We start from the raw sequence: 13,036 nt of genomic DNA on the forward strand, positions 1-13,036 counted from the left end.
TCCCTTCCGAGGATCTGACCTGAACGGTCGGATAAGATATGTTAAACAGTATTTTAGTCATTCTCTGCCTGATCGCCGTGAGTGCGTTTTTCTCGATATCTGAGATCTCGCTTGCTGCATCACGCAAAATAAAACTTAAACTGCTTGCCGATGAAGGCAACGTAAACGCACAACGTGTTTTGAAGATGCAGGAAAACCCCGGCATGTTTTTTACCGTCGTGCAAATTGGCCTTAACGCGGTCGCCATTCTCGGCGGTATCGTCGGTGATGCAGCATTCTCCCCGGCGTTTTACAGCCTTTTCTCGAAGTACTTCACTCCAGAGCTGTCCGAACAGTTAAGCTTTATTCTGTCGTTCTCGCTGGTTACTGGCCTGTTCATCCTGTTCGCGGATTTAACCCCGAAACGCATCGGTATGATTGCGCCAGAAGCTGTGGCTTTGCGTATCATCAACCCGATGCGCTTCTGCCTGCTGGTCTTCCGCCCGCTGGTATGGTTCTTTAACGGTCTGGCAAACAACATTTTCCGTCTGTTTAAGATCCCAATGGTGCGTAAAGACGACATCACCTCGGACGACATTTACGCCGTAGTCGAAGCGGGTGCGCTGGCGGGTGTTCTGCGCAAGCAGGAGCATGAGCTGATTGAAAATGTGTTCGAACTGGAATCCCGTACCGTCCCGTCTTCAATGACCTCGCGCGAGAATATTATCTGGTTCGATCTCCATGAAGATGAGCAAAGCCTGAAAAACAAGGTGGCGGAACATCCGCACTCCAAATTCCTGGTGTGTAACGAAGATATCGACCACATCATTGGTTATGTTGATTCAAAGGATCTCCTCAACCGCGTACTGGCGAACCAAAGCATGGCGCTGAACAGCGGCGTACAGATCCGCAATACGCTGATCGTCCCGGACACGCTGACGCTCTCTGAAGCGCTGGAAAGCTTCAAAACCGCAGGTGAAGACTTTGCCGTCATCATGAACGAGTACGCGCTGGTGGTGGGGATTATCACCCTCAACGACGTTATGACGACGCTGATGGGCGATCTGGTAGGTCAGGGTCTGGAAGAGCAGATTGTGGCACGTGATGAAAACTCATGGTTAGTCGACGGCGGTACACCGATTGATGACGTGATGCGCGTGCTGGATATCGACGAATTCCCGCAGTCTGGCAACTATGAAACCATTGGTGGTTTTATGATGTTCATGCTGCGTAAAATCCCGAAACGCACCGACTCGGTGAAGTATTCAGGCTACAAATTTGAAGTGGTGGATATCGATAACTACAAGATCGATCAGCTGCTGGTGACGCGTCTGGACAGCAAACCTACTGTTCTGGTACCAAAACTGCCAGATGCAAAAGAAGAGGCAAAGGCGTCTTAACGCCCTACAGAAACATCAACGGCTCCCATCAGGAGCCGTTTTTTTAACTACTGCATAGCACTTTGATCAAGCCATCTCAGTTTGCAGACGCAAGACCTGACGGTTAACTTCGGACATCACGGAAAAATGCAGTTTGTCCTTCACTTTTGGGATAAGAATCTTACCCTTATCAAATTCAAAAGCGCCTACATCCTTGATATATAACCGTCCACGAAACAGGATCTTCACGTACTTCGCCACCTGCAGCGGGTTGTATCGTTGGAAAATTTTCATTGTTGTCTCCTGCTGAGCATTACGCCTTTGCGGTACCACAATCGGTCCGACAATCCTCAGGCGCAAATTTTAATGCCCTATGACTATAGACTATCTCGTTGATGTTTCCAGCGTGTATAAGTTTATTTACCTTCAAGTTACAATTATTCAGAATTATCTTTTCAACGCTTCGCTGTCTTCAGTATAAGCCTTCATTTTTCGCAGGATTTGTGCGCCCGTCCGCAAACTGGCATCGCGCTTGCGGGAAAAAGCATCATTCGCGCATATGATTAAATTCCAGACCCAAGTGGTCGGATCACCTGCAAAATAAAAGAAAGAAGGAAAAACTATGACCTTACGAAAACTGCTGGCGCTGTCGTGCCTGCTACTGCCGATGATTGCCTCCGCACATAAGTTTGAGACTGACCAGCGCGTACCGCCGGTGGGGATCGCCGATCGCGGCGAACTGATTCTCGATAACGATAAGTTTAGCTACAAAAGCTGGAATAGCGCGCAGTTGCCAGGCAAAGTGCGAATTGTGCAACACATTGCCGGACGCACCTCCGCCAAAGAGAAAAATGCGACGCTGATCGAGGCAATCAAAGCCGCCAACCTGCCTCACGACAAATACCAGACCACCACTATCGTCAACACGGATGACGCCATTCCCGGCTCCGGTATGTTTGTGCGCAGCAGTCTGGAGAGCAATAAGAAGCTCTACCCGTGGTCGCAATTCATTGTCGACAGTAATGGCATTGCGCGTAAAGCCTGGCAACTGGATGAAGAGAGCTCCGCTATCGTCGTACTCGACAAGGACGGACGCGTGCAGTGGGCAAAAGATGGCGCATTAACGCAGGAAGAGGTGCAGCAGGTAATTGCCCTGCTGCACAAATTACTCAGTAAATAGAGACGCGGAAGCCGGGGTTGAGGAACGATTCACGTGGGGTGTAATCCAGAGGTTTCCCCTGCCAGTCGTGAACGTGCGCTCCGGCTGCGGCGGCAACGGCATGGCCAGCGGCGGTGTCCCACACGTTGGTTGGCCCAAAACGCGGATACAACTGTGCGTGCCCTTCCGCCACCAGGCAGAACTTCAGCGATGAGCCAATCGAGGTGGTCTGGTGCTCACCCAACTGTTGCAGATACTCTTTTAACTCATTGTCGGCATGCGAGCGGCTAATGACCACCAGCGGCGGACGCGCGTCACGAACCTGAATTTGTTTGCGTACGCCGCACTCTTCTTTCCACGCTTTACCTTCTGCTGCGCAGTACATCACTTTCATTACCGGCGCGTAAACCACGCCCAGAACCGGCTTTCCTTTCTCGATTAGCGCAATATTGACGGTAAATTCACCGTTACGCTTAATGAACTCTTTGGTCCCGTCCAGCGGGTCCACCAGCCAGTAGCGCTGCCAATGCTGGCGAACATCCCAGCCAGGAGGCGCCTCTTCAGACAGAACCGGAATATCCGGCGTCAGCGCCAGTAATCCTTCGAGGATCACCGTATGCGCGGCGATATCTGCCGCCGTGACCGGAGAATCATCCTGCTTGCTGGTAATCTCCATCGGTTTGATTCCATCGTAGACCTGCATAATGGCATCGCCCGCGTTCCGTGCAAGCTGGCATACATGTTCTAGCATTCTCCACCTCGTTTCTGTCAGTGGTGTTAACTCGTTGTTTTACTTATACCCGATCGTCAGGGGATCCGCCAACTGTGATAGCGTCTGCGGTTTTAAACGCTATATTCATGTCATGATTCACAGTTCTGTAAGCAAGAAGATTTATATACATTTTCTTTTGTGGTTTAGATCTTAAAAGGATGCCCCTGATGATTAAGTTTAGTGCAACGCTTCTGGCAACGCTGATTGCAGCCAGCGTCAATGCCGCGACCGTCGATCTGCGTATCATGGAAACCACTGATTTGCATAGCAATATGATGGATTTCGATTATTACAAAGATACACCGACTGAAAAATTCGGTCTGGTACGTACGGCAAGTCTTATCAACGCTGCGCGTGGTGAAGTCAAAAACAGCGTGCTGGTTGATAATGGCGATCTGATTCAGGGCAGCCCGCTCGGGGATTACATGGCGGCCAAGGGGCTGAAAGCGGGCGAAACACACCCGGTATATAAGGCGCTGAATACCCTGGATTACGCGGTGGGTAACCTCGGCAACCATGAATTCAACTACGGTCTGGAGTATCTGCACAACGCGCTGGCCGGGGCGAAATTCCCTTACGTTAACGCCAATATCATCGACGTTAAGACCAAGAAGCCGCTATTTACGCCTTACTTGATCAAAGACACTGAGGTGGTCGACAAGGAAGGGAACAAGCAAACGCTGAAGATTGGCTATATCGGCTTTGTGCCACCGCAGATTATGACCTGGGATAAAGCCAACCTCAGCGGCAAAGTCACGGTGAACGACATTACGGAAACTGCACGCAAATACGTTCCGGAAATGAGAGAAAAAGGCGCCGATGTCGTGGTGGTGGTTGCTCACTCCGGGCTTTCTGCCGACCCATATCAAACGATGGCGGAAAACTCCGTTTATTACCTCAGTGAAGTACCGGGCGTGGATGCCATTATGTTTGGTCACGCTCACGCCGTCTTCCCGGGTAAAGACTTTGCCAATATTAAAGGCGCAGATATCACAAAAGGTACGCTGAATGGGGTTCCTGCTGTGATGCCGGGTATGTGGGGCGATCACCTGGGCGTGGTGGATTTAGTGCTGAATAACGACAGCGGTAAATGGCAGGTCACTCAGGCGAAAGCCGAGGCGCGCCCGATCTATGACGCCGCAGCAAAAAAATCACTGGCAGCAGAAGACAAAAAAATCGTTGAGATCCTGAAAGCCGATCACGACGCCACGCGTGAGTTTGTCAGCAAACCGATCGGTAAATCCGCCGACAACATGTACAGCTATCTGGCGCTGGTACAGGATGACCCGACCGTACAGGTGGTGAACAACGCGCAGAAAGCCTATGTGGAACACTTTATTCAGGGCGATCCGGATCTGGCAAAACTGCCGGTACTTTCCGCCGCCGCGCCGTTTAAGGTCGGTGGACGCAAGAACGATCCGGCAAGCTTCGTAGAAGTCGAAAAAGGTCAGTTAACCTTCCGTAACGCCGCTGATTTGTATCTCTATCCCAACACTCTGGTGGTGGTGAAAGCCAGCGGTAAAGAGGTGAAAGAATGGCTGGAATGTTCCGCCGGGCAGTTCAATCAGATTGATATCCACAGCAGCAAACCACAGTCGTTGATTAACTGGGATGGCTTCCGTACCTATAACTTCGACGTGATTGACGGCGTGAATTATCAGATTGATGTTTCACAACCCGCCCGCTACGACGGTGAATGTCAGACCATTAACCCGAAAGCGGAACGTATTAAAAATCTGACCTTTAACGGCAAACCAATCGATCCGAATGCCACCTTCCTCGTCGCGACCAACAACTACCGCGCCTACGGCGGTAAGTTTGCCGGAACCGGCGACAGCCATATCGCGTTTGCCTCTCCGGATGAAAACCGCTCGGTGCTGGCGGCGTGGATTGGTGCAGAGACGAAGCGTACCGGTGAAATTCACCCGGCGGCAGATAACAACTGGCGTCTGGCGCCAATTCATAGCGACACACCACTGGATATTCGCTTTGAAACATCACCGTCTGATAAAGCCGCGGCATTTATTAAAGAGAAAGGCCAGTATCCGCTGAAGAAAGTCGCGACCGATGACATCGGTTTCGCTATTTATCAGCTGGATTTAAGTAAGTAATTTTCGTGCCGGATGCGGCGCAATAGCGTCTTATCCGGCCTACAAAACTACGCAGCCCGTTCGTCCCGCTGCGCTAAAACCTGCGGCAAATTCAGTTCTATCCAGTCCGCCAGCGCGGCAACTTTATCGCTCACCTGCTCACCCAACGGCGTCAGGCTATACTCCACGTGCGGCGGTACCACCGGATACGACACCCGATTGATAAACCCGTCATGCTCTAACGCTTGCAGGGATTGCGCCAGCATCTTTTCACTGACCCCGCCCATCTTACGGCGCAAATCGCTGAAACGGTGCGTACCGTCGCGCAGCGCCACCAGAATCAACACGCCCCAGCGGCTGGTGACATGTTTTAACACCTCGCGGGAGGGACACTGTTCGGCAAACAAGTTGCCATCACGTAACTGCTGGGAGAGCGTCGAAGCTGTCATTTTCATACTAACCTTTTTGTGCGTACTTACTAAAAGTAAGTTTAGGTGTTAGCGTGATTAAACACAAGACCAATACCAAGGAGTCACTCCATGATCGCAATTACCGGCGCCACCGGCCAACTGGGCCAACATGTTATTGAATCTCTGCTGAAAACCGTTCCTGCCAGCCAGATTGTGGCAATTGTGCGTAATCCCGCTAAAGCGACGGCGCTTAGCCAGCAGGGCATTACCGTTCGTCAGGCGGATTACAGCGATGAAGCCGCCTTGACGGCTGCCTTACAGGGTATCGACAAGCTACTGCTAATCTCCTCCAGCGAAGTGGGACAACGCGCCTCGCAGCATCGCAACGTGATTAACGCAGCGAAAGCCGCGCACGTGAAATTCATCGCCTACACCAGCCTGCTGCACGCCGACACCTCCCCGCTGGGGCTGGCTGATGAGCATGTGGCAACCGAGAAGATGCTGGCTGAATCCGGTATCGCATACGCGCTGCTGCGTAACGGCTGGTACACCGAAAACTATCTCGCCAGCGCACCGGCTGCACTGGAACACGGCGTGTTTATCGGGGCTGCAGGTGAAGGCAAAATCGCCTCAGCGACCCGCGCCGACTATGCCGCTGCCGCCGCGCGCGTCATCAGTGAAGACGTTCATTCCGGTAAAACTTATGAGCTGGCGGGCGACGCAGGCTGGACCCTGAGCCAGTTGGCTGCCGAGCTGGCAAAACAGAGTGGTAAAAAAGTGGTGTATCAGAACCTGAGCGAAGCAGATTTTGCCGCCGCACTTAAAGGTATAGGCCTGCCTGCCGGGCTGGCGGACATGCTGGCTGACTCAGACACTGGCGCCTCCAAAGGCGGTCTGTTCGACGACAGCCATACGCTGAGCAAACTGATTGGTCGCCCGACCACCTCGTTGGCTGACAGTGTCAAAGGCATCGTGTAAGTGTTAAAAATTAGTTAATTGTGGTGGCATCCCCGCGCATCCTCTCTGATAATGACAGGATGATGCGTGGGGAGAGAAAACGTGCAAGGTGTACCTGAGCAGTTTATTGATGAGAAAGACAGCGCCCGCTTTCGCCATCTGGCGCAGGTGCCGGGCGTTGAGCTGTATCATGCGCACATCTCGCGTTACGCTTTCGAGCCGCACACCCATGAAGCGTTTGGCATTGGCGCGATAGAAGTCGGAGCCGAACGTTTTCGCTATCGCGGCACGCAGTATGTTGCCCCCGCCCATTCCGTCGTCACCATGAATCCCGATGAGCTGCATACCGGCGAAGCCGAAACCGCCGACGGCTGGCGCTATCGGATGATTTATCTTGAACCCTACCTTCTGGAAGAGGTCACCGGGATCCGCCACTGGTGGTTTCATGACGTAACGCGTCACGATCCGCTGCGCTCGCGCCAGATCTGCTCGCTGATCCACAGCCTGTGGAACACGGAAGATCCGCTGGCGCAAAAAGGACTCCTACTCGATCTGATCGACACGTTCCAGCCACTGGCCCGCCATGCGCCGGTATTGACGGAGGGGGCGCATCGCTTTGAACGGGTACGCGAGTATCTGCACGATAATTATATGCATCCGGTCACGCTCGACGAGCTGGCGCGGGTTGCATCGCTGAGTCCCTGGCATTTTCAGCGCCAGTTTAAATCTCATTTCCACGTCACGCCGCATCAGATGCTGATGGCGATCCGCCTATGGCGAGCCAAAGGTTTTCTCACTTACGGTATGCCCGCCGCAGAGGTCGCCGCCGCAACCGGCCTCACCGACCAGTCGCATCTCACCCGCGCGTTTACTCATCGCTACGGCATTACGCCGGTACGTTATCAGAAACAAGTCGTCCGGCGTTGATCAGCAATCTCATACAATACGGCGGCATTTTTCCTGCCTACACTCGACTCATTGTTAAACGATGTGGATGTCAAAAATGATTAGCGGTGTGTTGTATGCCCTGTTGGCCGGGCTGATGTGGGGATTAATTTTTGTTGGACCGCTGATCGTACCGGAATACCCGGCGGTATTGCAGTCGATGGGGCGTTATCTGGCGCTGGGGCTGATCGCATTGCCGATTGCCTGGCTGGGACGTGCGCGCCTGCGTCAACTTGTGCGGAAAGACTGGGTAACTGCGCTGACGCTAACAATGATGGGGAATCTGATTTATTACGTTTGCCTGGCAAGCGCCATCCAGCGCACCGGCGCACCGGTCTCCACGATGATTATTGGTACATTACCGGTGGTGATCCCGGTCTTCGCTAACCTGCTCTACAGCCAGCGTGACGGCAAATTATCATGGTGGCGTCTGTCGCCTGCGCTGGTATTGATTGGTATAGGACTGCTGTGCGTGAATATCTCGGAGCTGAATCAGGGGTTACCAGACTTTAGTGGCTGGCGTTATGGTTCCGGCATCGCGCTGGCGCTTGTCTCGGTGGTGTGTTGGGCATGGTATGCGCTGCGTAATGCCCGCTGGCTGCGCGAGAATCCGGATAAGCACCCGATGATGTGGGCGACGGCCCAGGCTCTGGTAACGTTGCCTGTTTCTCTGGTCGGTTACATTGCCGCCTGCCTGTGGCTTAACGGGCAAACGCCGGACTTCGCTCTGCCCTTCGGTCCGCGTCCGGGCGTGTTTATCGGTCTGATGATAGCCATTGCGGTATTGTGTTCGTGGGTTGGCGCATTGTGCTGGAACGTCGCCAGCCAAAAATTACCGACGGTGATCCTCGGCCCGCTGATTGTCTTCGAAACGCTGGCTGGCCTGTTGTACACCTTTATTCTGCGCGAGGAATTTCCACCTCTGCTGACGGTTAGCGGTATTGCGCTGCTGATGGTTGGGGTGGTGATAGCCGTCAGAGCCAAGCCGCAGAAACCGAGCGTCGTGGTGGTTTCACAATCATAATGTGCCGGATGGCGCTGCTTATCCGGCCTACAAGGATTGTACGATCTCATGTAGGCTGGATAAGGCATTTACGCCGCCATCCGGCGCGACACTTTAAACACCGCTACCGTCTGGTTCAACCGCGCGGCCTGCTCTTCAAGCGCGGCAGCGGCGGAAGCGGACTCTTCTACCAGCGAGGCGTTTTGCTGGGTCACGCGATCCATTTCGGCAACCGCCTGGCCTACCTGATCGATACCCCGACTTTGTTCATCAGAAGCTGAGGCAATCTCCCCCATGATGTCGGTCACGCGGGTCACGGCGCTAACTATTTCCGCCATCGTTTCGCCCGCTTCATGCACCAGCGCCGTGCCGGCATTGACCCGATACCCCGAGTCATCAATCAGCGCTTTGATCTCCTTCGCCGCCTGGGCGCTACGCTGCGCCAGCGTCCGAACCTCGCCTGCGACCACGGCAAATCCGCGTCCCTGCTCGCCCGCACGCGCCGCTTCCACCGCCGCGTTTAGCGCAAGGATATTGGTCTGGAAGGCAATGCCGTCGATAACATTGGTAATTTGCGCGATTTTGCTGGAACTGGTGGCGATTTCATCCATCGTACGCACCACACCATCGACCACGTTTCCGCCTTTTTGCGCCGTTTGTGAAGCATTTTTTGCCAGACTGGTCGCCTGACGCGCGTTATCTGCGTTCTGTCTCACGGTTGCGGTAAGTTGTTCCATGCTGGCAGCAGTCTCTTCCAGAGAGGCGGCCTGCTGCTCGGTACGTGAAGAGAGATCGTTACTGCCTGCGGCGATTTCACCCGCGCCGGTATAGATGGTATCGGCCCCGTCACGCACCACGCTGACCGTATTCGCCAGCGCCTGCTGCATGTCACGGACGTTGCTTGCCAGCAGCGCCATTTCATTACTGCCATCGGCGCTGATGGGGTGCGTCAAATCGCCTGCGGCAATGTGGCGAATATGTCCCATCACCTCGTGGAGCGGCTTGAGCAGCACTCGCTGCATCGCCAGCCAACTGGCGATAATCACGGTGACGACAATCAGCATCACCGCGGACAGCAGCCAGATTATCTTCTGGTAATCACTCTCATTGTCCTGCACTCCGGCAGTGGCCAGCGCCGTTTGCGCACTACGCCATTGCCGATAAACTTCCTGCATGGCCGTTTGCTTTTGCTCGGCATTCTGCTTGAACATCTCTTCCAGCTTTCCTTCAGCCAGCAGCACGTTCATTTTTGCCAGCGTCGCAGAATAGATGCCGTACTGCTCTTCCAGTCGATCGGCCAGATGCTCATCCAGCCCAGGCGTTTCCGGCAGAGCGTAGTATTTATCGTAATGATCTTTCGATTCGGCCAACAGGCGATTTGCCGTGTTCACCAGCTCCTGCAACTGACCGCCGTTAATCTCGCTGGCCATCGTTCCCTGTAAACGCAGCATGCCCCGGTTGAGCGTGACGCGAGCCTGGTTCAGGCTAATCCACGCATCGGTAAACTCGGCCACGTTCTGGCTGGAAAGTTGAGACACGTTAAAGTTCTGCTTATCGTTATTGAGTGCACCAATAAAGACGCCCGCGGAGATGAGCTGCATTGCGCCCAGCGCGAGTAACACGGTGATAAGTAAGGTTATCACTTTGATTCGTTTGAACATCTGTAGCCTTTTATTATGCAGGTATTGTCTGAGGTCTAACTATCGGCAGCGGCGTGCGCTTATTTAATCCTGTCGTGCGGCTTTTTTCACCGTACCTCTCCTTTCCAATAAGATTCAGCATCTTAACGAGATAAGAAATTTTCGTGACATCCATCACAAAACACCCCACCCCGAAAGGGTTATATCCTTTGCCATAAGTTGCATTTAAAATACATCTTATATTATTGAGAATGAGGTAACGGCAATGTCATATCGCGATCAACCTTTAGGTGAACTGGCGCTCTCTATTCCTCGCGCTTCGGCCCTGTTTCGTAAATACGATATGGATTACTGCTGCGGCGGTAAGCAAACGCTGGCACGCGCTGCCGCGCGTAAAGAGCTGGATTTAGACGTTATTGAGGCGCAGCTTGCGCAGCTGGCTGAACAGCCGCTGGAGAAAGACTGGCGTACCGTGGCTCTGGCTGAAATCATCGACCATATCATCGTGCGTTATCACGACAGACACCGCGAACAGCTGCCGGAGCTGATCCTGCAGGCCACTAAAGTTGAACGCGTTCACGCAGACAAACCGAACGTACCGCGCGGTCTGGCGAAAAACCTGACCATGCTGCATGAAGAGCTGTCCAGCCACATGATGAAAGAAGAACAGATCCTGTTCCCGATGATCAAACAGGGCATGGGTAGCCAGGCGATGGGGCCAATCAGCGTGATGGAAAGCGAACATGACGATGCGGGTGAACTGGTAGAAGTGATCAAACACATCACCCATAACGTAACGCCGCCACCAGAGGCCTGCACTACCTGGAAAGCCATGTATAACGGCATTAACGAGATGATCGACGACCTGATGGAACACATCAGCCTGGAAAACAATGTGTTGTTCCCGCGTGCCCTCGCAGGTGAATAAAAAAAGGCGCCCGAGAGCGCCTTTCTGAAGTCCGAATTCGGCCACTGCATATGTGGCCTTTTTTGTGTCAGAACGTAGACCTGATAAACGCAGCGCCGGATGCGGCGTAAACGCCTTATCCGGCCTACATCTCACTGCTTAGCAATTATCGCGTACCTGCCATACGTTTCTTACCGATGAACAACCAGCCCAGACCCAGCGCGATGAACCACAGCGGCGTGACGATCAGCGCCTGACGGGTATCATCTTCCAGCGTCAGCAGTACCAGTACGAAGACGAAGAACGCCATACATACCCAGCACATCAGCTTGCCTAACGGCATCTTGTAGATTGATTTTTCATGCAGGTGAGGACGCTGCTTGCGGTACACCAGGTATGAGCAAAGAATGATGGTCCAGACGAACATGAACAGAATCGCCGATACGGTGGTGATCATGGTGAAGGCGCCAATCACGCTCGGGTTCACGTACAGCATCACCACGCCGCCCAGCAGACAGATACAGGAGAAGGTTAAACCCTTCGCCGGAACTGCGCGTTTAGACAGCTTGGCAAACGCTTTAGGCGCAACGCCTTCCTGCGCCAGACCGAACAGCATACGGCTGGTAGAGAACACGCCGCTGTTTGCAGAAGAGGCAGCTGAAGTCAGTACCACAAAGTTGATCAGGCTCGCCGCAGCAGGCAGACCAACCAGCACAAACAGTTCAACGAATGGGCTCTTGGTTGGCACTACCGAGCTCCACGGCGTAACGGACATAATCACGATCAGCGCGAACACGTAGAACATGATGATACGGATTGGAATCGAGTTAATGGCGCGCGGCAGCGATTTTTCCGGATCCTTGGTTTCCGCTGCGGTCGTACCCACCAGCTCAATACCCACAAACGCGAACACCGCTATCTGGAAGCCGGCAAAGAAGCCGCTCAGACCTTTCGGGAACCAGCCACCGTCATTCCACAAGTGCGTGAAAGATGCCTGAACGCCGGTTGGCGACTGGAAGTGCGTCAGCACCATCACCAGACCGACGACAATCAGGCCGATGATGGCAACGATTTTGATCATCGCAAACCAGAACTCCATCTCACCAAACATTTTTACAGTGGCAAGGTTGAGGCTCAGCAGCAGCACGATCACCGCCAGCGAGGCGACCCAGTCTGACAGTTCGGGGAACCAGAATTGCGCATACGCGGTAATCGCGACCACGTCTGCCATCCCGGTAACGACCCAGCAAAACCAGTAGGTCCAACCGGTAAAATACCCGGCCCATGGCCCGAGCAGGTCAGAGGCGAAATCACTAAACGATTTGTACTCCAGATTTGAGAGCAGCAATTCACCCATTGCACGCATCACGAAAAACAGCATAAAACCGATGATCATATACACAAAGATGATCGACGGTCCGGCGAGACTGATGGTTTTACCGGAGCCCATAAACAGGCCAGTACCGATAGCGCCACCAATGGCAATAAGTTGAATATGACGGTTTGTGAGATTGCGCCGTAGCGACTGTTCAGACGACGCCTCTTCAGCGGTGTCGACTTTTACCTGATCTACCATGTTTTTTCTTCCTGTACCTGTCTGTGTTGTTCAGGCTCTACGGCCTTTAGTGTGTCTATGATACGACGATCCTGTTATCAGGACTCATCGATATTAGGTAAGAATTGGCGGGATGAATACTAAGATTTAGATATAATGTTAATTTAATGTTTAAAGTGAGTGTCATATCACTCTGATAGCGCGAACCAGCTCACAAAAATACACGCTGATGGGGCATTT

General features: G+C 53.2%; 12 protein-coding genes. 7 read left to right on the forward strand and 5 right to left on the reverse strand.

The window, feature by feature from the left end:
* Nucleotides 1-38: 38 nt before the first annotated feature.
* Complete coding sequence (gene paeA / locus OGX89_RS23275; RefSeq protein WP_003830418.1) at nucleotides 39-1,379, forward strand: polyamine export protein PaeA; 1,341 nt, start codon at nucleotides 39-41, stop codon at nucleotides 1,377-1,379.
* Nucleotides 1,380-1,445: 66 nt separating this feature from the next.
* Here paeA and OGX89_RS23280 read toward each other — a convergent pair whose 3' ends face one another.
* The gene (locus OGX89_RS23280) at nucleotides 1,446-1,652 is read right to left on the reverse strand and encodes a DUF1107 domain-containing protein (RefSeq protein ID WP_003025710.1); all 207 of its coding nucleotides are present in this window, start codon (nucleotides 1,650-1,652) and stop codon (nucleotides 1,446-1,448) included.
* 328 nt (nucleotides 1,653-1,980) lie between these two features.
* Between OGX89_RS23280 and OGX89_RS23285 the strand changes: the two genes are divergently transcribed.
* Entirely contained in the window at nucleotides 1,981-2,538 is a 558-nt protein-coding gene (locus OGX89_RS23285) for a YtfJ family protein (RefSeq protein WP_003830421.1), read from the forward strand.
* Here OGX89_RS23285 and cysQ read toward each other — a convergent pair.
* Complete coding sequence (gene cysQ / locus OGX89_RS23290) at nucleotides 2,528-3,268, reverse strand: 3'(2'),5'-bisphosphate nucleotidase CysQ (protein WP_003830423.1); 741 nt, start codon at nucleotides 3,266-3,268, stop codon at nucleotides 2,528-2,530. The two genes, OGX89_RS23285 and cysQ, sit on opposite strands and share 11 nt — an antisense overlap.
* Nucleotides 3,269-3,456: 188 nt before the next feature.
* On the opposite strand from cysQ, the gene cpdB reads away from it, so the two are divergent.
* A complete protein-coding gene (gene cpdB / locus OGX89_RS23295) occupies nucleotides 3,457-5,400 on the forward strand; it encodes a 2',3'-cyclic-nucleotide 2'-phosphodiesterase (RefSeq protein WP_126957072.1) in 1,944 nt (647 codons plus the stop codon).
* Between the two features lie 47 nt (nucleotides 5,401-5,447).
* On the opposite strand, the gene OGX89_RS23300 is transcribed toward cpdB, so the two are convergent.
* On the reverse strand, nucleotides 5,448-5,828 hold the full coding sequence (locus OGX89_RS23300) for a winged helix-turn-helix transcriptional regulator (protein WP_032934267.1): 381 nt from the start codon (nucleotides 5,826-5,828) through the stop codon (nucleotides 5,448-5,450).
* Between the two features lie 90 nt (nucleotides 5,829-5,918).
* Between OGX89_RS23300 and OGX89_RS23305 the strand changes: the two genes are divergently transcribed.
* The 3 genes from OGX89_RS23305 (at nucleotide 5,919) to OGX89_RS23315 (ending at nucleotide 8,715) form a co-directional block, all read left to right on the forward strand.
* Complete coding sequence (locus tag OGX89_RS23305) at nucleotides 5,919-6,767, forward strand: SDR family oxidoreductase (protein WP_126319441.1); 849 nt, start codon at nucleotides 5,919-5,921, stop codon at nucleotides 6,765-6,767.
* Between the two features lie 81 nt (nucleotides 6,768-6,848).
* On the forward strand, nucleotides 6,849-7,673 hold the full coding sequence (locus OGX89_RS23310; protein ID WP_126957070.1) for an AraC family transcriptional regulator: 825 nt from the start codon (nucleotides 6,849-6,851) through the stop codon (nucleotides 7,671-7,673).
* Nucleotides 7,674-7,749: 76 nt separating this feature from the next.
* Nucleotides 7,750-8,715 carry a DMT family transporter gene (locus tag OGX89_RS23315; RefSeq protein ID WP_063941648.1) on the forward strand — a complete coding sequence of 322 codons (966 nt, stop codon included), beginning with the start codon at nucleotides 7,750-7,752 and terminating at the stop codon, nucleotides 8,713-8,715.
* A gap of 68 nt (nucleotides 8,716-8,783) precedes the next feature.
* Here OGX89_RS23315 and OGX89_RS23320 read toward each other — a convergent pair whose 3' ends face one another.
* Nucleotides 8,784-10,355: a methyl-accepting chemotaxis protein gene (locus OGX89_RS23320; protein WP_126957068.1), complete on the reverse strand. Its 1,572-nt coding sequence runs from the start codon at nucleotides 10,353-10,355 to the stop codon at nucleotides 8,784-8,786.
* Between the two features lie 244 nt (nucleotides 10,356-10,599).
* Here OGX89_RS23320 and ytfE point away from each other — a divergent pair, with 244 nt between their 5' ends.
* The gene (gene ytfE, locus OGX89_RS23325) at nucleotides 10,600-11,262 is read left to right on the forward strand and encodes an iron-sulfur cluster repair protein YtfE (protein ID WP_003025690.1); all 663 of its coding nucleotides are present in this window, start codon (nucleotides 10,600-10,602) and stop codon (nucleotides 11,260-11,262) included.
* Nucleotides 11,263-11,407: 145 nt separating this feature from the next.
* Here the strand turns inward: ytfE and cycA are convergent, their stop codons facing one another.
* Nucleotides 11,408-12,817 carry a D-serine/D-alanine/glycine transporter gene (gene cycA / locus OGX89_RS23330; protein ID WP_003830438.1) on the reverse strand — a complete coding sequence of 470 codons (1,410 nt, stop codon included), beginning with the start codon at nucleotides 12,815-12,817 and terminating at the stop codon, nucleotides 11,408-11,410.
* Nucleotides 12,818-13,036: the final 219 nt, after the last annotated feature.

Source organism: Citrobacter sp. Cpo103 (assembly GCF_030332605.1).
In the GTDB taxonomy this organism is placed as follows: Bacteria; Pseudomonadota; Gammaproteobacteria; order Enterobacterales; family Enterobacteriaceae; genus Citrobacter; species Citrobacter portucalensis.

Excerpts from the sequence above, each read along its gene's own strand:
- cycA (WP_003830438.1), bottom strand. The coding sequence starts at position 12,817 with ATGGTAGATCAGGTAAAAGTCGACACCGCTGAAGAGGCGTCGTCTGAA.
- OGX89_RS23280 (WP_003025710.1), bottom strand. The coding sequence starts at position 1,652 with ATGAAAATTTTCCAACGATACAACCCGCTGCAGGTGGCGAAGTACGTG.
- cysQ (WP_003830423.1), bottom strand. The coding sequence starts at position 3,268 with ATGCTAGAACATGTATGCCAGCTTGCACGGAACGCGGGCGATGCCATT.
- OGX89_RS23285 (WP_003830421.1), top strand. The coding sequence starts at position 1,981 with ATGACCTTACGAAAACTGCTGGCGCTGTCGTGCCTGCTACTGCCGATG.
- OGX89_RS23315 (WP_063941648.1), top strand. The coding sequence starts at position 7,750 with ATGATTAGCGGTGTGTTGTATGCCCTGTTGGCCGGGCTGATGTGGGGA.
- cpdB (WP_126957072.1), top strand. The coding sequence starts at position 3,457 with ATGATTAAGTTTAGTGCAACGCTTCTGGCAACGCTGATTGCAGCCAGC.
- OGX89_RS23300 (WP_032934267.1), bottom strand. The coding sequence starts at position 5,828 with ATGACAGCTTCGACGCTCTCCCAGCAGTTACGTGATGGCAACTTGTTT.
- ytfE (WP_003025690.1), top strand. The coding sequence starts at position 10,600 with ATGTCATATCGCGATCAACCTTTAGGTGAACTGGCGCTCTCTATTCCT.
- OGX89_RS23305 (WP_126319441.1), top strand. The coding sequence starts at position 5,919 with ATGATCGCAATTACCGGCGCCACCGGCCAACTGGGCCAACATGTTATT.
- paeA (WP_003830418.1), top strand. The coding sequence starts at position 39 with ATGTTAAACAGTATTTTAGTCATTCTCTGCCTGATCGCCGTGAGTGCG.
- OGX89_RS23320 (WP_126957068.1), bottom strand. The coding sequence starts at position 10,355 with ATGTTCAAACGAATCAAAGTGATAACCTTACTTATCACCGTGTTACTC.